The sequence below is a fragment of the Candidatus Eisenbacteria bacterium genome (assembly GCA_018831195.1).
Classification (GTDB): domain Bacteria; phylum Eisenbacteria; class RBG-16-71-46; order CAIMUX01; family JAHJDP01; genus JAHJDP01.
On record JAHJDP010000095.1, the window covers coordinates 1 to 19,424 of the forward strand.

At 53.3% G+C, this 19,424-nt stretch carries 12 protein-coding genes, 2 tRNA genes and 2 rRNA genes; 4 read left to right on the forward strand and 12 right to left on the reverse strand.

Annotated features, from left to right (window positions below; genetic code table 11):
- The 4 genes from KJ970_16495 to KJ970_16510 all read right to left on the reverse strand — a co-directional run.
- Window positions 1–2,270 (reverse strand): 23S ribosomal RNA (locus tag KJ970_16495); the annotation flags it as partial.
- Window positions 2,271–2,481: 211 nt separating this feature from the next.
- A tRNA-Ala gene (locus KJ970_16500) sits at window positions 2,482–2,554 on the reverse strand.
- Between the two features lie 28 nt (window positions 2,555–2,582).
- Window positions 2,583–2,656 (reverse strand) — tRNA-Ile (locus KJ970_16505).
- Between the two features lie 159 nt (window positions 2,657–2,815).
- Window positions 2,816–4,374, reverse strand: a 16S ribosomal RNA gene (locus KJ970_16510).
- Window positions 4,375–4,775: 401 nt separating this feature from the next.
- Here KJ970_16510 and KJ970_16515 point away from each other — a divergent pair.
- Window positions 4,776–6,857, forward strand: coding sequence for a PBP1A family penicillin-binding protein (locus KJ970_16515; GenBank protein MBU2692521.1), 2,082 nt, complete (start codon window positions 4,776–4,778; stop codon window positions 6,855–6,857).
- 18 nt (window positions 6,858–6,875) lie between these two features.
- Here the strand turns inward: KJ970_16515 and KJ970_16520 are convergent, their stop codons facing one another.
- On the reverse strand, window positions 6,876–8,663 hold the full coding sequence (locus KJ970_16520) for a thymidine phosphorylase (protein MBU2692522.1): 1,788 nt from the start codon (window positions 8,661–8,663) through the stop codon (window positions 6,876–6,878).
- Window positions 8,664–8,811: 148 nt separating this feature from the next.
- On the opposite strand from KJ970_16520, the gene mazG reads away from it, so the two are divergent.
- Window positions 8,812–9,609, forward strand: a complete 798-nt coding sequence (mazG, locus tag KJ970_16525; protein ID MBU2692523.1) for a nucleoside triphosphate pyrophosphohydrolase — start codon at window positions 8,812–8,814, stop codon at window positions 9,607–9,609.
- 35 nt (window positions 9,610–9,644) lie between these two features.
- Here mazG and KJ970_16530 read toward each other — a convergent pair whose 3' ends face one another.
- The 3 genes from KJ970_16530 to speB all read right to left on the reverse strand — a co-directional run bounded on the left by KJ970_16530 (window position 9,645) and on the right by speB (window position 11,757).
- Window positions 9,645–10,220 (reverse strand): XRE family transcriptional regulator, encoded by a 576-nt coding sequence (locus KJ970_16530; protein MBU2692524.1) that lies wholly within the window; start codon window positions 10,218–10,220, stop codon window positions 9,645–9,647.
- Between the two features lie 14 nt (window positions 10,221–10,234).
- Window positions 10,235–10,798 carry a helix-turn-helix domain-containing protein gene (locus KJ970_16535; protein ID MBU2692525.1) on the reverse strand — a complete coding sequence of 188 codons (564 nt, stop codon included), beginning with the start codon at window positions 10,796–10,798 and terminating at the stop codon, window positions 10,235–10,237.
- Window positions 10,799–10,869: 71 nt separating this feature from the next.
- Entirely contained in the window at window positions 10,870–11,757 is an 888-nt protein-coding gene (gene speB, locus KJ970_16540; protein ID MBU2692526.1) for an agmatinase, read from the reverse strand.
- 237 nt (window positions 11,758–11,994) lie between these two features.
- Between speB and KJ970_16545 the strand changes: the two genes are divergently transcribed.
- Window positions 11,995–12,576, forward strand: coding sequence for a 3D domain-containing protein (locus KJ970_16545; protein MBU2692527.1), 582 nt, complete (start codon window positions 11,995–11,997; stop codon window positions 12,574–12,576).
- Between the two features lie 24 nt (window positions 12,577–12,600).
- Here KJ970_16545 and rsgA read toward each other — a convergent pair whose 3' ends face one another.
- A complete protein-coding gene (rsgA, locus tag KJ970_16550) occupies window positions 12,601–13,593 on the reverse strand; it encodes a ribosome small subunit-dependent GTPase A (GenBank protein MBU2692528.1) in 993 nt (330 codons plus the stop codon).
- A 77-nt stretch (window positions 13,594–13,670) separates the two neighbouring features.
- Between rsgA and KJ970_16555 the strand changes: the two genes are divergently transcribed.
- Window positions 13,671–14,774 (forward strand): RluA family pseudouridine synthase, encoded by a 1,104-nt coding sequence (locus KJ970_16555; GenBank protein ID MBU2692529.1) that lies wholly within the window; start codon window positions 13,671–13,673, stop codon window positions 14,772–14,774.
- A gap of 178 nt (window positions 14,775–14,952) precedes the next feature.
- Here the strand turns inward: KJ970_16555 and KJ970_16560 are convergent, their stop codons facing one another.
- From KJ970_16560 to dapE, 3 genes are all read right to left on the reverse strand, one after another.
- Complete coding sequence (locus KJ970_16560) at window positions 14,953–17,394, reverse strand: AAA family ATPase (GenBank protein ID MBU2692530.1); 2,442 nt, start codon at window positions 17,392–17,394, stop codon at window positions 14,953–14,955.
- A complete protein-coding gene (locus KJ970_16565; protein MBU2692531.1) occupies window positions 17,391–18,218 on the reverse strand; it encodes a 2,3,4,5-tetrahydropyridine-2,6-dicarboxylate N-succinyltransferase in 828 nt (275 codons plus the stop codon). Before KJ970_16565 ends, KJ970_16560 begins: the two co-directional genes overlap by 4 nt.
- Window positions 18,219–18,317: 99 nt before the next feature.
- Window positions 18,318–19,415 carry a succinyl-diaminopimelate desuccinylase gene (gene dapE, locus KJ970_16570; protein MBU2692532.1) on the reverse strand — a complete coding sequence of 366 codons (1,098 nt, stop codon included), beginning with the start codon at window positions 19,413–19,415 and terminating at the stop codon, window positions 18,318–18,320.
- Window positions 19,416–19,424 lie beyond the last annotated feature (9 nt).

The window sequence follows — 19,424 nt, forward strand, 5'->3', positions numbered from 1 at the left end:
ACTTCAAAGCCTCCCACCTATCCTACACATGCTATTCCAAAATTCAATATCAAGCTGTAGTAAAGGTGCCGGGGTCTTTCCGTCTTTCCGCGGGTAAACGGTATCTTCACCGCTGCTTCAATTTCGCCGAGCTCTTCCAGGAGACAGCGCCCAAATCGTTACACCATTCGTGCAGGTCGGAACTTACCCGACAAGGAATTTCGCTACCTTAGGACCGTTATAGTTACGGCCGCCGTTTACCGGGGCTTCGGTTCAGAGCTTCGCCTTGCGGCTAACCCCTCCCCTTAACCTTCCGGCACCGGGCAGGTGTCAGACCCTATACATCGCCTCATCGGCTTGGCAGAGTCCTGTGTTTTTAGTAAACAGTCGCTTGGGCCTCTTCACTGCGGCCCCCTCCGCTCCACCCGCGAGGGGTTTCACTTCAGGGGCATCCCTTATTCCGAAGTTACGGGATAATTTTGCCGAGTTCCTTCCCGAGGAATCACTCGAGCACCTTAGGATACTCACCCCACCTACCTGTGTCGGTTTACGGTACGGTCACCCTACAGATTCACATAGAGGGTTTTCTTGGCAGCATGATTAGGGCCAGTTTATGTCCTAATGGACTCCCCATAACCTCTCAGGCTGCGGATTAAACCGCGGCTGTCCGGATTTACCTAGACAACCACCCTACTGGCTTAGACCGGCACTTCCAATCGCCGGCTGGCCTTTCACTTCTGCGTCACCCCATAGCTCAAACACCTGCAAAGTGGTACAGGAATATTAACCTGTTTCCCATCGCCTACGCCTTTTGGCCTCGGCTAAGGGGCCGACTAACCCTGAGCGGATTAACCTTCCTCAGGAAACCTTAGGTTTACGGTGAACGGGTTTCTCACCCGTTTTATCGCTACTCGTGCCGGCATTCTCACTTCTGGTTCGTCCACCGGTTCTTATCGAACCGACTTCAGCCTACGCCAGAACGCTCCCCTACCAATCCAGATCCCCCGCAGGGTATCTAGAGTCCACAGTTTCGGCACCAGGCTTGAGCCCCGCAAATTATCGGCGCGGAATCACTTGACTAGTGAGCAGTTACGCACTCTTTAAATGATGGCTGCTTCTAAGCCAACATCCTAGCTGTTTAGGCAATTCCACATCCTTTGATACACTTAGCCTGGATTTTGGGGCCTTAACTGATGATCTGGGTTGTTTCCCTCTCGGCCACGGAGCTTATCCCTCGTGGCCTCACTCCCGCGATACATGTGAGCGGCATTCGGAGTTTGACTGGGGTCGGTAACCTGGTGGGGCCCCTAACCCAATCAGTGCTCTACCTCCGCCACAAATTTACGCGAGGCTGCCCCTAAAGACATTTCGGGGAGAACCAGCTATCTCCGAGTTTGATTGGTCTTTCGCCCCTACCCACAGCTCATCCCCTAACTTTTCAACGTTAGTGGGTTCGGACCTCCACGCGTTTTTACACGCGCTTCATCCTGGCCATGGGTAGATCACTCGGCTTCGGGTCTACTAAATACGACTCAACGCCCTATTAGGACTCGCTTTCGCTTCGGCTCCGTGTCTTAGACACTTAACCTTGCCGCACTCAGTAACTCGCCGGCTCATTATGCAAAAGGCACGCCGTCAGCATTCCCGGATCCGAAGATCCAGTTCAGCCTCCGACAGCTTGTAGGCAGATGGTTTCAGGTACTTTTCACTCCCCGCCAGGGGTGCTTTTCACCTTTCCCTCACGGTACTGGTTCACTATCGGTCGTCAGAGAGTATTTAGCCTTGGGAGGTGGTCCTCCCAGATTCACACAGGGTTCCACGTGTCCCGTGCTACTCGAGAACTAATTAAGGAGCTACTTTTCTTTCACCTACAGGCCTATCACCTTCTTTGGGAGACCTTTCCAGGTCTTTCGATTAGAAAAGTAGTTTATAACTCCTTGTCGGATCCGCGTCCCCAACACAACTAGTCTCACAACCCCGCCGGCACAACGCACACGGGCTTTAACATGACGACGGTTTAGGCTCTTTCCCTTTCGCTCGCCGCTACTCAGGAAATCGAGATTTCTTTCTCTTCCTGGAGGTACTTAGATGTTTCAGTTCCCTCCGTTCGCCTCACCCAAACTATATATTCATCTGGGTGATGACGGGGTATGACCCCCGCCGGGTTGCCCCATTCGGAAATCTCCGGGTCAAAGCTTGTTTGCAGCTATCCGGAGCTTTTCGCAGCTTGCCACGTCCTTCATCGCCTTCTGACGCCAAGGCATCCTCCATCTGCCCTTAGTAGCTTGACCGAACTCCTAGATGCATGATATGGTCTTTGACCAAGCACACAGACCCAATAACATTGAATCTGTGACGCTCAGCAAAACCTCAGAGCAACTTAAGACAGATTGCAGTTGTCAAAGAACAAATATTGCTGCTTTTTTCGGGTTTCAGGCTGAAACCCAACAGCTAAATCCGAAAGAAAACCCACCACCCTCACAAGGTCATGATATTAATCTGTGGAGATAACCGGGCTCGAACCGGTAACCTCCGCCGTGCAAGGGCGGCGCTCTCCCAGTTGAGCTATATCCCCCTCAGATTACTAAATCATCTCGAGGCGGTGGGCCTAGGTAGAGTTGAACTACCGACCTCACGCTTATCAGGCGTGCGCTCTAACCAACTGAGCTATAGGCCCAATCATGCATCGGAAGAAAAGCATTACTGCTTTCCTTCGTCAACACCTGAGAAACGAAGGTCGAAAACAGAAGGGAAGGCGGCGATCCGACATCGGAACGACCTGAGAGTTGCCCCTTGGTTCCCTCTCAGAGGGACCTCGGATGCTAACACTCCCTAGAAAGGAGGTGATCCAGCCGCACCTTCCGGTACGGCTACCTTGTTACGACTTAGCCCCAATCACGAGTCTTACCTTCGGCACTTTCCTCCCTTACGGGTTGGGTAAGTGACTTCGGGTACTACCCACTTTCGTGGCTTGACGGGCGGTGTGTACAAGGCCCGGGAACATATTCACCGCTGCCTGCTGATCAGCGATTACTAGCGATTCCGGCTTCATGCAGTCGAGTTGCAGACTGCAATCCGAACTGGGGCCGGCTTTTTGGGATTGGCTCCACCTCGCGGCATTGCAACCCATTGTACCGGCCATTGTAGCACGTGTGTAGCCCGGGGCATAAGGACCATGAGGACTTGACGTCATCCCCGCCTTCCTCCGCCTTATCGGCGGCAGTCCCCTTAGAGTGCCCAGCTTTACCTGATGGCAACTAAGAGCGAGGGTTGCGCTCGTTGCGGGACTTAACCCAACATCTCACGACACGAGCTGACGACAGCCATGCAGCACCTGTGCACAGACCCCGAAGGGAAGAAATATTTCTAAATCTGTCCTGTACATGTCAAACCCCGGTAAGGTTCTTCGCGTTGCATCGAATTAAACCACATGCTCCACCGCTTGTGCGGGCCCCCGTCAATTCCTTTGAGTTTCAACCTTGCGATCGTACTCCCCAGGCGGAACACTTAATGCGTTAGCTGCGGCACAGGAGGGGTCGATGCCTCCCACACCTAGTGTTCACCGTTTACGGCTAGGACTACCAGGGTATCTAATCCTGTTTGCTCCCCTAGCTTTCGCGCCTCAGCGTCAGGAGCAGGCCAGAAACGCGCCTTCGCCACTGGTGTTCCTCCCGATATCAGTGCATTTCACCGCTACACCGGGAATTCCCGTTTCCTCTCCTGCCCTCAAGTCCGGCAGTTTGAAGCGCAGTTCCCTGGTTGAGCCAGGGGCTTTCACACCTCACTTGCCGAGCCGCCTACGCGCCCTTTACGCCCAGTGATTCCGAACAACGTTTGCTCCCCCCGTGTTACCGCGGCTGCTGGCACGGAGTTGGCCGGAGCTTCTTCTGCAGGTACCGTCAAACACTGGGGGTGTTAACCCCGGTGCATTTCTTCCCTACTGAAAGGGGTTTACAATCTAAAGATCTTCATCCCCCACGCGGCGTCGCTCGGTCAGGGTTGCCCCCATTGCCGAAGCCTCTCGACTGCTGCCTCCCGTAGGAGTCTGGGCCGTATCTCAGTCCCAGTGTGGCTGACCATCCTCTCAGACCAGCTACCCATCGTCGCCTTGGTAGGCCGTTACCCTGCCAACAAGCTAATGGGACGCGGGACCACCCTCAAGTGACAGCTTACAAGTAGAGGCCATCTTTGATGACTCGACCATGCGATCAAATCATATCATTCGGTATTAGCCCTCCGTTAGGAGGGTTATCCCCAACTCAAGGACAGGTTTCCCACGCGTTACTCACCCGTTCGCCGCTTTCCACAGACCCGAAGGTCCGCTTCACGCACGACTTGCATGCCTAATCCACGCCGCCAACGTTCGTTCTGAGCCAGGATCAAACTCTCCATGGCTATTAAACTCGACGATGCAACAACAACCCCTAAAAGAGGTCATCGTGCATCAAAGACTCAATTAGGTTTCAGGGCTCGAGTTACTCTCCCCAAAACCCACCGAGTCGGGCTCGCACGCCTTACCCTTCTGTTTTCAAAGAACAAAAATCGCGCAACACTGCGCGTCCTGCAAAATTTTATAAAAGACAATCCTCCCCGTCAACTTCCCTGCCGGAACGGGCAGATGAAGTTCCCGTGAGGCGTTGCTAACACTATGCAAACCCCGGATAAGAGTCAACACACTTTCTTCGACAAAAAGCAAAAAATCTTTAGCTTCACTTATTCTATTGAATAACAACAAGTTAGAATCAAAAATTCCTCGCTGATTGACCCTCAGCTCCTCTCATGGTTTGCTCTTTTCTATGAAAGCCTTCCTGATTTCAGCTGTGGCGACCCCTCTTCTCTTGGGGGCCATCCTCTTTGGATTATTCCAATGGGCGGGGGATGATCTCCCACGCCCCCAATCGTTCCGAGAAGTTGAGGCCAGTCTCAAAAGTCGGGTTTTGGATACCCATGGCCAATTAATTCGGGAATTTTACATCGAGGATCGCTCGCCGATTGCCCTTCCCCATGTTCCGAAGCCATTCCTTGATGCGATCATCGCGACGGAGGACCGCCAATTCAGCCGGCACTGGGGAATCGATCTTATCGGCATCCTTCGAGCCTTCAAGGCCGATGTCATGTCCGGCAGTTTCACACAGGGAGCCTCAACCCTGACACAGCAGTTGGCCCGCAATGTCTTTCTGACACATCAACGCACCGTACTCCGCAAGCTCCGCGAGGCTGTTCTGGCCATCCGCTTAGAAAGGGCTTTCGGCAAAGATGAAATCCTTGAGTTATATATTAACCAAGTCTATTTCGGCGAGGGCGCCCACGGAATTGAGGCGGCGGCCTATCGATTCTTTGGGATATCAGCAGCTGATCTCAACATTCCACAAAGCGCCCTCCTGGCGGGGATTCTCGCCGGCCCAAACGCCTTCTCACCTTTTCGCCATCCCGAAAAAGCCTTATCACGGCGCAATATAGTTCTTCGCCGGATGAGAAATATGGGTTCTCTTTCTGAAGAGAATTATCTGGTATATCGGGAGGAGCCCCTCGGATTGAACCCACCCGACCGGATCTCCCCCCTCGCACCCTATGCTACGGAGATGGTCCGCCAATATGTCATTCAGAATTACGGGCCGGAAGCCCTTTTTAGAGAGGGTTTAACAATTTGGACCACGATAGATCTTGATCTTCAGGCCGAAGCCGAAAAGAACGCGATTGAGCACATCGATTGGGTGCGAAAGACATATGGAAAACCCCAGCCTTTTACAAAAACTGGAGAGGATACCATCGGACTCGGTCCTCTTCAAGTTGCACTGGTGGCCATCGAGCCGCAGACCGGAAGCATACGAGCCCTGATCGGCGGGCGTGATTTCGCCGCCAGCCCCTTTAACCGGGCTATTCAGGGGATGGGATTCCAGCCCGGCTCCTCATTCAAACCCTTTGTTTTTGCCGCGGCGATGGAAAGAGGTTGGCATCCAAATGATTTCATTGTCGATGCACCGGTCGAATATGAAATTCCCGGTGCGTCTGGGAGTGAACGCTATTACAGTCCCAAAAACTTCAGTGAGACCTTCGCCGGACCCGTTGTTCTTCGGTACGCCCTGGCCAAATCCATAAATGTCGTCGCCGTACGCCTCCTTGAGGAAATCGGCGCGGATAATGTTATTGAAATGGCCCATCGCCTCGGCATTCGGAGCCGGCTGAATCCATTTCTCAGTCTCGCACTTGGCTCCTGCGTGGTCACGCCTATGGAATTGACGAACGCCTATGCGACACTGGCAAATCAGGGGATTCGAACTGAACCCTATATTATCGAGAAGATAGAAGATCGGTACGGTGCGACACTTGAGGATCATGAGCCCAAAAGCGAATCGGTCCTGGATGCACGCATCGCCTTCATCACGACGCATATGATGCAATCGGTCCTGGATTTTGGCACGGGTCAGATGGCACGCCAATATGGCTTCAACGCGCCGGCGGCCGGCAAGACAGGCACGACGGATGATTATACAGACGCCTGGTTCGTTGGTTTTACACCCTACATGGCTCTTGGAGTCTGGGTTGGTTATGACCGGAAAATCGCAATCGGTCACAAGGTGACCGGCGCGGTGGCCGCATTGCCCATTTGGGCTCGAACCATGTCGTTTGTGGCCGACCGCAAGGGGCCGACGCCCTTCGCGCCGCCCCGTGGCGTTTGCATTGTGAGAACCTGCATCGATTCAGGCCAGCTTGCGGGACCCAACTGCCCCCAACCGGTCGAGGATTGCTATCTCACAGGCATGGAACCCGTGGAGATCTGCGATCTCCATGGCCCGCAGGGAGTGGCAGAGAGCCAAAATGCGCCTCAGACATTTCGCGAGCAGGATCGCTGGAAACTCCACCGGGATCCCTGGTAAGAAGCCTCCCTGGATTCTTCAGATCTTGGAATGAAATGTTTTGGAAAAGCCCTCGGGAGTCACATACCCGGCGATGAGATGCGCCCTCTCGGACGGATCTGAAGATAAGGTTACTAATCGAGCCAATTCCTCCGGCACGGGCTTCTTTTCGGTTTCATAGTAAACTTCAAAGATGGGATCCCCCCTTTTTACCGGCTCACCGATGCTCTTCAGTATTCGTACGCCGACACCGGGAAAGATAGTATCATCCGCGCGGAGGCGGCCGCCACCCACACGCCCCAGAAATAATCCCATCTCCCTACCCTTAATCGCGGATACGTAACCGTCAGAATCGGCAAGAACCGTCATTGTTTCCGGTGATTGTGGGAGTTTTTGAAGAAGGGTTTTGGAATCTAATGTACAACCCTGAGCCCGGATCCACTTCTCAAAAACCTGTAAAGCCGCACCTGACTTCAATACATCCCGGATCCGGTTGCGTGCATCAGACATATCGTCCACCCGTCCCGTTTGTACAAGAAGAACACCGCCCAGAACCTCGACAAGTTCGCTCAGGTCAAATGGCATCTCCTCACCCATGAGCATGCGGATGGATTCTTCCACCTCGATGGCGTTACCCACCGTCCGCCCTAGAACGCCTTCCATGCGGCTCAAGACCGCAATGGATTTGAGTCCCAGCTTCTGCGCCGTTTTGACAAGCCGCTCCGCCAAATCTCTCGCCTTGGGGAGGGTCGTCATAAAAGCCCCTTCACCATATTTGACATCCAAGACGAGATATTGGAGGCCGGCCGCCGCCTTTTTGCTCAGAATGCTGCTCACAATAAGGGGTGGTGAGGCAACGGTCGCCGTGACATCCCGTAGGGCATAAAGCCGACGATCAGCGGGGACGAGTGAGGGTGTCTGCCCGGCGATAAAGAGACCCACTCTTTCCAGCTGACGGCCCATCTCCTCCTCGCTGAGGGCGACTCTATATCCAGGTATGGCCTGCAGCTTATCCAGGGTCCCGCCGGTATGGCCCAAACCCCTTCCGGAGATCATCGGGACTTTCAAACCCAGGGCCGCGAGCACAGGAGCAAGCACAAGAGAGATTTTATCTCCGATGCCGCCGGTGGAATGTTTATCAACGAAGGGTCCCGCGAAACCTTTCCAATCAAGCACATGGCCGCTTTCCATCATCGATCTGGACAAAGCCTCCGTCTCAGTGCTTGTCATTCCCTTGAGAAAAACAGCCATGAGGAAAGCAGTCATTTGATAATCGGTGATTTTATCAGAGAGGAAATCCGCCATGAAGAGGCCGATCGTCTCAGGTGTAAGTTCATTCCCGTCGCGTTTTTGTTCAATCACCAATCTTGGATCCACATGATGGACGGCGCGGGCACCCTCTTTAAAAGAGTTGTCATCGTTTGCCGCACCGGAGTCTTTCACAGCAGCCGGATCGGGCAATAATTCAGACAGCCGGACGCATTCAACCTCATTGGGATGTGAACCGAACATTGTGATATCGAGATCGTTCGTCACCTGCCGGAGGACTTCCCGGCAGGCGCCGCACGGGCTGACGGGGCTATTGCCGGAGGAAGCGAGGTAAAGATGTGTAAAATTCCTCAATCCCCGGCTCATCGCCCTAAAGACAGCCACCCGCTCGGCACAGAGTCCCAACCCAAAACTGGCATTCTCGACATTGCATCCCTCGGTGATGATTCCGTCCGCGGTAACCAGGCGAGCCGCGACATGAAAACCAGAATAGGGCGCATAAGCGTGATCCAACAATTGCCTTAATGCGGTGTAATGCTCTTTTGGGTTCGATTCCATATCTCCGTTCCCATTCATTCAGCCGGATCTTGCTCTGCGAGCTGAATTCACCTCGGTCAATTGATCTCGGTTTTCCAATCCTATCAATCTCACGGCCTTTACCAAAGCCATCTTGAGACAAGAAAATCATTTGTGGTAACGTCTGACTATGTCTGAAATAGAAGATAAGGGCAATGGCTACCATCTGATGGATTTGGTGCGCCGGCTAAGGGGCAAGGATGGGTGTCCGTGGGACCGGGATCAGACCCTCAGATCTTTGACACCTTATCTCTTGGAAGAAACCCACGAAGTGATGGAAGCCATTGAGATTGAGGATGACGAGAAGCTTCAAGAGGAATTGGGTGACCTTCTCTTTATCGTTCTCTTTTTTACCGCGATCGCAGAGGAAAAAAACGCCTTCTCCCTGCCTGATGTCATTCAAGGAATCCGTGAGAAAATTTTGGTTCGCCACCCGCACGTTTTTAAGAACCCCACACACCTGACCAACTCCGACGCGCATGCACAATGGGAACATATCAAGAGGACGCAACGCGCCGATAAGAAGAGGCCTCTTCTTCAGGCGGGCGCCGCGGGATTGCCGGCGCTTCTGCATGCCTTTCGGATCCAGGAAAAGGCCGCCTCTTTCGGATTTGATTGGGATGCGCTGGAACCTATCTTTAAAAAGATCCAAGAGGAACTTGATGAAGTCCGGGAGGCCATGGCCTCCGATCCCGAAGGGCCACGAACGGGGCAGGAGATTGGAGACCTACTTTTTTCAGTCGTTAATCTGGCCCGCCACCTGAAACAGGACCCGGAAAGATCCCTGAGAGGGACAGCGGATCGGTTTTGCGGCCGCTTTGACAAAATGAATTCCCTTATCCAAGCGGACGGCCTTCGGCTTGAAGAAGCATCACTCGATACACTCGATCAGTACTGGGAAAGAGTCAAATGGGCGGAAGAGTCCTGACCGGACTCAGGAATTGGAGATTTGATTCTTTCTTCCTACAATTCGTGAATATTATTAAACTCAATCTCCTCACGAATGATAAAAATAAAAATCCCAGCTCTCTTCTTTTCAGCCGAACAATGGAATCCCGGTGGTTGAAGCAGGACTTGAAGGCTATCACCTGTATTCAATCGGATCTCTTTTTCGTCCCATGATAATGTCACCGGCCCGGACTTGATATAAATACAGGCCAACCCCTCATTTTTCAGAAAATCCGCCATCCGATTCTCATTAGGGGGCAACTCAATATAATAAGCGGCCAGTCTACACCCATCTCTTTCCTCACCATATTTCCAAAGGGAATACCCTCCAATCCGGCCGGTGAGGAGTTGTTGGGACTCCAGCAAATGCTCTCCTCGATCCCTATTTTCCTGATCCCTTACAAGTTCGGCCAGAGGAAGACCGAGAGCGCCGGCAATCCTGGAAAGGGCTGGAATGGTCGGAGAGGACTTGCCACGTTCGATATCGCCGAGATAGGTCGCGGACAAACCAGTGCCCGTGCTGAGATTTCTGAGACTCCGTTTTTGTGTATGGCGGATTCTTCGAATCTTCTCTCCAATTGTCAAAGTCACTTTTTCTCTCCACTTTAATAACAATACACGGACCGAGTTGCCCAAAGGAGCTCCACAGTCCCACCTGACTTATTTGATAAGATGATCCTATCCCTCGTGCAGGCATGGAGTCCCATGCCCGTTGTGAGCTGGCGTCCATCACCATCCACCCAAGCCTGTATCTCTCCGTTTATAACGATGATGAGATCCTCTGTTGGAGGAACTTCGCCAGAGAGAATCCCCTCCGCCTTGAGATGGATCCGGTGAAGCTCGAGAGCTGAAAAGGACCAGATTTCACTCAAGCGCTCCAATGAAGCAAGGCCGTCTGGGGACTCCAGAATCCTCCGGTGGCCCGATGAATGAATGTGAGGGGAATCGAGGGGTGGAAGTTCCAGCAGGCAGGCTGTCGAAACTTGAAGGGCTTGCGCCAGCCGGTCGAGCAACTGTACCGTCGGTGCCGTTCTGGCTCGTTCGATCTCAGAAATGTGTGTGGCGCTGATACCGGAGATCTGCTCCACATCCTTGAGCACGAAACCGCGGGCTTCCCGAATCCGCCGGAGCTTCTGGCCCAAGAGACGACACATGGTTTTCGCCATCATGAATCTCCCTTATCACCTTCATGAAATCACAGTACCGGAGTTCATTGAGTTGTTGATTTGGTCAGCTTTTTTTAGGGAGGAGATTTGATCCCCCAGCAGTAGATAAAGGCCTTTGCCATGAGCCGGGCTGTAACATAATCTGCGGCGTGCGCGCCAGCTCTCGGACTGTGTTCCATAAAATCTAATCCGATGACGGTCCGGGTACGGCCGACGTGCCTTAAAATCCGAGTGATTTGACGCCAATCCAGCCCTCCCGGTTCCGGGGTCCCCGTCGAGGGAAGCAGTGAGGGGTCCAAGACATCCAGGTCGCAGGTGATATAAACCGGATCCCCGAGGATATCATCCAGCCGCCTCAGAGAGGCCCCCAAGTCTTCATGGATTTGACGGGCCCAGATGACCCGGCTCGACTCCAGACATTCCCTCTCTCCACGGCTGAGACTCCGGATCCCGACCTGAATAAAGGGGTAGATCTCCCTCACCCGGGCCATAACGCAAGCGTGGCTGAGATCCGACCCCTGATATGTTTCCCTTAGATCGGCATGAGCATCCAACTGAAGAACATGAATGTTTACGCCTGCACGCTTATATGCCCGCAACACTCCGACCGTGAGAGTATGCTCCCCTCCCAGCACCACCAGACGCCGATTTTTTCCCAAGAGCGCATAGCAGGCTTCCTCAACAACAGCCATCATCTGAGCCGGCCCGCTGACAACCGGCTCAATGGGCGGCAGGGTCGCGATGCTCAAATCGCCCAGATCGGCATCGGTCTCTTCATCATAAGATTCCAGTTGATAGGATGCCTGAAGGACGGCGCTGGGACCCCACCGAGTCCCGGGTTCATAACTGGTGGTGAGGTCGTAAGGTATTGGTAATATTAGAATTCTGGCTTCTTCAGGAGATAGGTCGAATCCCGCAAAGGAGGTGAGTCTAGGGCCCGTTTCGAACGACCGAGAGTCCACTATTGCCCCTCATGAATTGGTAAGATACTGCCGTTGATAGGATACGGGGTCAATTATAGGGCGCGCAAGGGGTATTCATCGGCACGCAGGGACCCTGAACTTGGCCCGGATTTCCAACATCCGGCCCGAGAATGGGGGTTGACTGTATTTCACGGGTGAGTCTAGCCTCTAGTTATGGAGTGATTGATGAGCCGACTCGATCGGCTGTTTTTGTTAGATACAAAATGGGAGTCCTTGTTGAAACAACCTAGACGAAAAGAGATCCTCGCTGGAATCACCGCCATGGCGGGTCTCCTCGGCCTTGCTCTCTTCTCCGTCGGGGGACCAATTCCCGTCTCAATCCCAAAGGCACAAGAAATTGCGATTTCGGAGAAAGCGCCCTGTTCCGAAGAATGGGAAGGAAGTCTTCCAATAAATGATGAGGAAATTATCCTCGGGATGACCTTTGTTCCGGTGACCATCACCGCCTATAGCTCCACCATAGATCAGACCGATAAGACACCGTGGCTCACCGCTTCACTCACACGGACACGCCCCGGTGTTTTGGCCCTCTCCCGCGACCTAATCAAGACATATGCACCGGATGCACCTTTTGATTATGGCGATCTGGTCCTGGTTTCCGGCGTCGGACTCTTCCGCGTCGAAGATACAATGAATGCCAGATGGGAAAATCGGGCTGATATTTGGTTTCCAACGAAATATCAGGCCCGGCGTTGGGGAAACCGCAAAGGACTTCTCGCCAAGATCAAAGGCCAATCCACATCCCCCCTGCTGGTGGCCAATGAAGCGCACCTCGCCACGATCCTGTATTCTCAGTAATTTGTTTGGCCCAGAAGCGCCGAGCTACCACAATTCATCACGTTCCAATGAGGCAAAGATCCTGCAGTAGCTGTCATACCGGCCGGCAAGTTCGGGTATTCCCGACCGGATGGCCCTGATAACCGCACACCCTGGTTCGCTCCGGTGCCGGCAATCCCTAAATTGACAATCCCTAATGAGGTCACGGAACTCCGGAAAATAGTGAGCGAGGTTTAATGGTTCCAGACCCCAGGGCCGGATATGCCGGAGCCCCGGTGTATCGAGCACGACACCTCCCGTTGGAAGATCCAGCCAATCGACCCGCGTTGTCGTGTGAACCCCACGGCCAGTGGAAGGGCTGATAGGAAGGGTTCGAAGACCGGCTTCGGGAACAAGCCGGTTCAGGAGCGTCGATTTGCCGACACCGGAAGGACCCACCAATAATGAAATTCGATTCCTGAGGACCGATCGGAGCTCTTCAATACCATCCCCCAATAACGCGGAGGTCCGGATGACTCTGTAACCCAACGGTTCATGAGGTATTAAAGGGGATGCGTCAGCCGCACCCACCAAATCCCATTTATTGACACAGATCGAGCCGGTTACCCCCGCCACCTCGCTGAAAAGAAGAAGACGGTCCAGGAGCCGCGAATTGAAGGGGGGTTCAGCAACGGAGACGACACAGATGACCGCGTCCACATTGGCCGCGATGATCTGCTTTATTGGTGGACGGAGGCTGCCGACCCGGGAAATTTCATTTTTGCGATCGAACAACTTGGAAAGGGTGGGTACGTTTTCATCGAGAATCAACTCCAGCCGGTCCCCGACGACGAAGGGTGTCGTCAATTGGCGGGGTCCCTTTTTAAAGCGGCCGGGAAGAGCCATCGTGTAATCCCGATCGGAGCGGATCGTGAACTTTTGCGAGTGAATGGCAATAACCACTCCCGTGATCCGTCTCTTCCGCTCTGAGGTCCCCTGTGGCATCTTTAGCTGAACACCTTCATTCTGAAGCTGGTTTCTTCCGGTGTCCGGGTTCATCACCGGCCCTGGCGATCCGCATGAGATGAAAGGATCCACCAATATCATCCAATATAAACCCAACCTTGGGAAACACCATGACCCCGCCTGAAGAAAAATGTGACGAAACGAGACCTCCCGTAGGTCGACTCGATTCGGGGGAGGCCGTTCAGCCGGATCTTGAGATGGAGGCGGAACAGCTTCCGGGGCCGGATGACGATGAGCTGCGGACGATGGCGGGATGGGTCCGCTGGGGTTGCACGCAGATCGATCCCGCGGATGCCGGGGAACGATTGGATCGTTATCTTGCCCGACGCTTCACGTACCGCTCCCGAACCGATTGGGCTCAGAAGATCCGGGAGGGAAGGATTCGAATCGATGAACGGATCATCCGACCCTCTTACCTGCTCAAGACAGGAGATATGCTGCAGTATCGTGCCCGGCTTTTACCTGAACCTGAAGTCGACGCCGATTGCCCTACAGTTTATGAAGACGACGCCCTTCTGGCCGTGAACAAATCTGGGAATATTCCGGTTCATCCAGCGGGACGGTACTTTCGCAATAGTCTCCTGCTCCAGCTGGAAGAGCACAAGTATGGGCGGGGGATTTTGCACATCGTCCATCGTTTGGATCGTGAAACAAGTGGCGTCATCCTTTTTACTAAATCGAGTGCTTGGGCGCGCGAGCTCTCCTTCCAATTTGAGAATCGCAAGATCGAAAAGACCTATTTGGCCGTTGTCTGGGGACATTTGGAAAACGAGCGGCTTATCGATCTTCCCCTGGGTCAAAACGGCCAATCAAAGGTTCGCAAGGCCGTGGGGATCGTTCCCGGAGGCCGTCCTTCCCGAACACAAGTCCGGCCGCTTTCCTACGGAGAAAAGGTGACCCTGGTCGAGGCCAGGCCGCTGACCGGCCGGCTTCACCAAATCCGGGTTCATCTTCGCGCCATCGGCCACCCGATTTTGGGTGATAAGTTATACGGGAAGGATGAGGAGTACTTCCTGAAGTTCCTCGGCGGAACACCCCTATCAGAGGAAGATTATGAAGATTTGGGGTTTCGACGGCAGGCTCTGCACGCCTGGAAAATATCGATTGAGCATCCTGTTTCGAAGGAGCTGCTTGAAATAACAGCCCCCCCAAATTCCGAATTGAAAGCATTATTCGAAAAATTCAAATTGGAATTTAAAGACGGGTCATCGTGAGCCGCTGATGGAGATGCTGCTCGTCAAGATGCTGGAGGAATCGTCGATGAACCTAATCCATCCTCTTCGAAGGGTTCCTTTGGTGAATCGGACTCACATGCGGCCGGGCCCAATCGCAAAGTCGACCTCAATGGAAAGTCGCCCTCAAAGCCATTACACCGACACACCCTACTGCAACCTAGGAAACAGAGCGCCCGTCCCCCCCACCGCCGGAATACGTTTTCATGACCTCGGCATAGCGAATAAGGGTGGAATCAACCTCCCCGAAGACCGTCTTAGGTTCCCACGATCCGTCCGGGTTTTGACTTCCGGCCGGAATGCCAGTGAGGATTTCAATTCCTTCCTCAATCGTGCTGATGGCATAGACATGAAAACGCCCCTCGCGGATGACCTCAACCAGCTCTTCTTTCAACATGAGATCCTTAATATTCAGTTTGGGGATTAGAACGCCCTGTGTACCCGTCAATCCCTTTGCCTTGCAGATATGATAGAAACCCTCAATCTTTTCATTCACACCACCGATCGGCTGAATTTCACCATGCTGATTCACTGAACCGGTGACAGCACAATCCTGGCGGATGGGGAACCCGGAGAGACTACTGAGGAGGGCATAGATTTCAGTACTGGAAGCGCTGTCCCCATCAATGCCCGAGTAGGATTGTTCAAAACAGATACTCGCAGCCAATGTCAACGGCTTGCTCTGCGCAAAACGATGGCGGAAAAATCCTTCAAGAATCAAAACACCCTTGTCATGAATCCGGCCTGATAGATCGACTTCGCGCTCAATACTGACGATCCCCCCCTGCCCGACACTGGTCTTGGTTGTGATCCGGGTCGGTCTTCCAAAGGCATAGTCTCCGAGGTCGAATACAGAAAGGCCGTTCACCTGCCCGACCTTGCATCCCTCCGTATCCCCGAGAATCGTCCCCTCCTCCATCATTTCCTGCAGTTGATCTTCGATTTTTTGAGAACGGTAGTCGCGCTCTTGAATCGCCTTCTCCACATGGGAGCCGCTGATGACCGGTACTTTCTCGTCGCCCGCCCAGAAATTGGCCTCCCGGTGTACATCCGCTACGAGACTGAAATATGTCGTGATTTTATTCTGGCGGCCGGCCCGGCGGACACCGTATTCAACGAGAGCCGCCACACCCGAGGCGTCCATTTGGCGCAGTCCTTCCTTTCTGGCCAACGTGCAGACAAAGCCGGCGTAGCGGTGGACATTCTCTTCTTCGCGCGGCATGATTGAATTGAACTCGGCTTTAACTTTGAAAATCTTGCGGAAATCTTCATCCATGGAGTAGAGAATATTATAACTATAGGAATCTCCGATCATGAGAACCTTGACATCTATATCGATTGGTTCGGGTTTTAAAGCATTTGCCGAGACAAGGTAGAAGGGATCATAGGTCTGGATATCCACCTTATTGTGCTTCAGCGTTCTTTTTAGGGCGGCCCAAACACCCGGTTCCACGATCATATCCAGCAGATTGAGAATGAGACACCCGCCGTTCGCGCGAAGGATGCTGCCTGTCTTTATCCGCGTAAAATCGCTGCTCCAAAAACCGGGTTTTTCCATAACCCTCTCTATCGTGCCAAAGAGATTTCGGTAGTTCGGGCTTGTTTCAAAGATAGCCGGTAGTCCCTTGGTATGTGAATTATCCACAACTACATTGACGCGGTAGGCCCGGAATTTATCATCATTGCCCCTTTGATTTGCTTTGGGCTCCTCTTCCCCCTGATTCGTCAATTCCTCAAGGTTGTCGAGAATCTCTTCCCGCACTTGCTCCAAATATTCCCTCACCTTTTCATTGTCAAACTCACGCTTCATATCATCCAATCCATCGTTGATGATAGGACTGGCGAATTCCTTTTGAGTCTTCAACAATTCATTGCGAAGTTCCTTTTTGATATCCCTTGTCTTGCGGAGTGTTTCCTCAAGTTCCGATGCGAGCTCCTTGTATTTTTCTTTTAACCGGTCGAATTCCTCTTGCTTGAACTGCCCCTGGTGCGTCATGGAATCCAGTCGTTCCATTGTGACGGCTTCTTCGGCGATGACCGGCGCAATCTCTGGTTTTGAATAGGGGCCGATCTGAACTTGCACAAGCGCAAAATTTTCAGCCTGGATTTTTTCCTCAAAAGAACGGATAATCGTCTTCTCGCGTTCCTTGTACTCTTCCACAATCGCTTTTGTTCGCTCTTTGAACCGATCACTTTCAAAGATCTGCGCCAGATTGGGCCTAAGCTGGCTGACCAGGTCGTCCATTCCCCGCCGAAGCGCTACACCTTTCCCCGCCGGCAATATGACAGCCGTTGGGTTATCCGGGTCATTGAAGTTATTCAAGTAGCAGATATCCGGCGGGGTGGGTCCTTCCTTTCCGACTTTCTGCAGAAGACGTCGGATCGCTGTTGTTTTTCCGGTTCCAGGAGGACCTGCTACATAAATATTATACCCCTTGGATCGAAGATTCAGCCCCAGAACAACCGCTTTGACCGCCCGATCCTGCCCGATGATTTCCTTTTTCTCTTCAAGCTCCTCAGTTGTGGAAAAACCAAGAGTCGATGGATTGCATTGCCACCGGACCTCTTCCGGTTTAAGAGCCAAATCCTCTGGACGGATCATCCCTCTCTCCTCCTATTCCTGAGAAAATCATTTAACGCTGTTTTGGCATCGGTCGAAGCGCGGCGTTCACCAATGATCAATGCGCACGGCATTGAATAGATCCCGGCTCGAAAGGTTCGCGGCTGGCTTCCCGGCACAACGACGGCTCTAGGTGGTACGAAACCCCGCATCGTTTTCGGTTCCTTCCCTCGAACATCGACAATCGGCGTCGACGCTGTCAGCACAACTCCGGCCCCGAGAACGGCCTCCCTACCAATTCGGACCCCTTCCACCAGCACACAGCGGGAACCTAGAAAGACACCGTCCTCAATGATGACCGGATCAGCTTGTATCGGTTCAAGGACGCCGCCAATACCTACCCCTCCGGAAACATGAACATAACGGCCCACTTGAGCGCAGCTTCCCACGGTGGCCCACGTATCGATCATCGATCCGGTTCCGACATAAGCCCCGATATTGACATACCCTGGCATCAGGACGACATCCGGCTCGAGATGAGCGCCGTACCGTACCGTTCCCGGCGGCGCCACGCGGACCCCCGCCTTCTCCAAATCGGTCTTTAGAGGTATCTTATCGCGAAACGTAAAAGGCCCCAGTTCGATCTGCTCCACTTCCTGGTGTAGAAAATAGAGGAGGATCGCTTCTTTGACCCAATGATTGACGATCCATCCCCGGCCACGGGGTGACGCTACCCGTATCTTACCGGCGTCCAATAGTGCGATTGTTTCACGGACAGCCTGTATTACATTCCGGCCTCGTCTTTGCTTCGGCTGTTCCCAGGCTCTCTCGATGATTTCTTTTAATGCGGATCGTTTCAGACTCATCTCCTGTCTTCACCCCATCTTTATCGATATTGCTATCGTTATCGCTACTGTTATTCTTTTTTCCTATCCTCCATTGATCAGCCGCGTTTCGGCGGAAATTCAGTAATCGCACCCGGCCGATTCCAGAAATCGCCTTAATAGACGGGCCGACTCATCGAGATTCGCCAGCGGAATCTGCTCATCCTTCCTGTGACAATACTCCGGCAGCCCGGGACCGAAATTTAATGCAGGAATCCCCGCCGCCGAAAAACGCGCCACATCAGTCCATCCCTGCTTTGCGCGTCGTGGGACATCGACAATATCCAGGAATTCCCGCAGTGTGGGCGCTCCGGTATCAATCCGGCCGGGGGGCGCCATATCTATTACATTCCACTCGGCTTCCTCGGGCAGGGTCGAAGAGAATTCTTCTAACACCGAATCTTCATCGCGGTCGGGGGCATACCGGATGTTGACATTCGCCTTTAACAATCCTGGGATAACATTTCGGGCCGTCCCTGATTGAAGGATTGTAATCGCCATCGTTTCTACGAAGGTCAATCCTTCTACAATCCTGTCCCGGGAGGGCCGCAGGCTCATTTCCCGGATCCAATCCACTGCCGCCGTCACAGCGCTCCTCCCCATCCACGGTCTAGCACTATGACAGGTCTCTCCCCTGAAAAGGACTTCAATATTCATTGTTCCCAGACAACCGAGTTCAATGGCGTTCGCCGTGGGTTCGAGAAGAATCGCAAGAGAGGCATCCTTGAGGTGCGGCAGTTCGTTCATGAGCCGACCCAATCCATTCTGCTCAAAAGGCCCTTCCTCACCAGTGTAATAGACAAGGGCCAGTCGCACGGGGAGAGAGCGGATATCCAGGGTCAGGCCGAGATGAGTCATCACCGCTAATCCCGACTTCATATCACTTGAACCCAGGCCGTAAAGGGTCCCGCCGATAATCTTTGGACCGATAGCCCCTTGGGGCGCGACGGTATCAACATGCCCCGCCAAAATCACAAGCGGCCGCCTGGCCTCTTTCTCACCCTCTACCCCGGATGAAACGACCAGACCGCCCGATGTTTTTTGCAGGGACCAGACACCGGCTTTGCCCGGGGACAGTGAAGCGAACCGCTCCTCAAGATTCCTTAATATCGCCGCTTCCTCGCCGGTGGCGCTGGGAATGGCAATGAGTTGCCCCAGAAGGGTTGCAAGCTGGTTCATACAGGCAAC

Excerpts from the sequence above, each read along its gene's own strand:
- rsgA (MBU2692528.1), bottom strand. The coding sequence starts at position 13,593 with ATGAACCCGGACACCGGAAGAAACCAGCTTCAGAATGAAGGTGTTCAG.
- dapE (MBU2692532.1), bottom strand. The coding sequence starts at position 19,415 with ATGAACCAGCTTGCAACCCTTCTGGGGCAACTCATTGCCATTCCCAGC.
- KJ970_16535 (MBU2692525.1), bottom strand. The coding sequence starts at position 10,798 with ATGATGGCGAAAACCATGTGTCGTCTCTTGGGCCAGAAGCTCCGGCGG.
- KJ970_16555 (MBU2692529.1), top strand. The coding sequence starts at position 13,671 with ATGACCCCGCCTGAAGAAAAATGTGACGAAACGAGACCTCCCGTAGGT.
- KJ970_16515 (MBU2692521.1), top strand. The coding sequence starts at position 4,776 with ATGAAAGCCTTCCTGATTTCAGCTGTGGCGACCCCTCTTCTCTTGGGG.
- KJ970_16565 (MBU2692531.1), bottom strand. The coding sequence starts at position 18,218 with ATGAGTCTGAAACGATCCGCATTAAAAGAAATCATCGAGAGAGCCTGG.
- KJ970_16560 (MBU2692530.1), bottom strand. The coding sequence starts at position 17,394 with ATGATCCGTCCAGAGGATTTGGCTCTTAAACCGGAAGAGGTCCGGTGG.
- KJ970_16520 (MBU2692522.1), bottom strand. The coding sequence starts at position 8,663 with ATGGAATCGAACCCAAAAGAGCATTACACCGCATTAAGGCAATTGTTG.
- mazG (MBU2692523.1), top strand. The coding sequence starts at position 8,812 with ATGTCTGAAATAGAAGATAAGGGCAATGGCTACCATCTGATGGATTTG.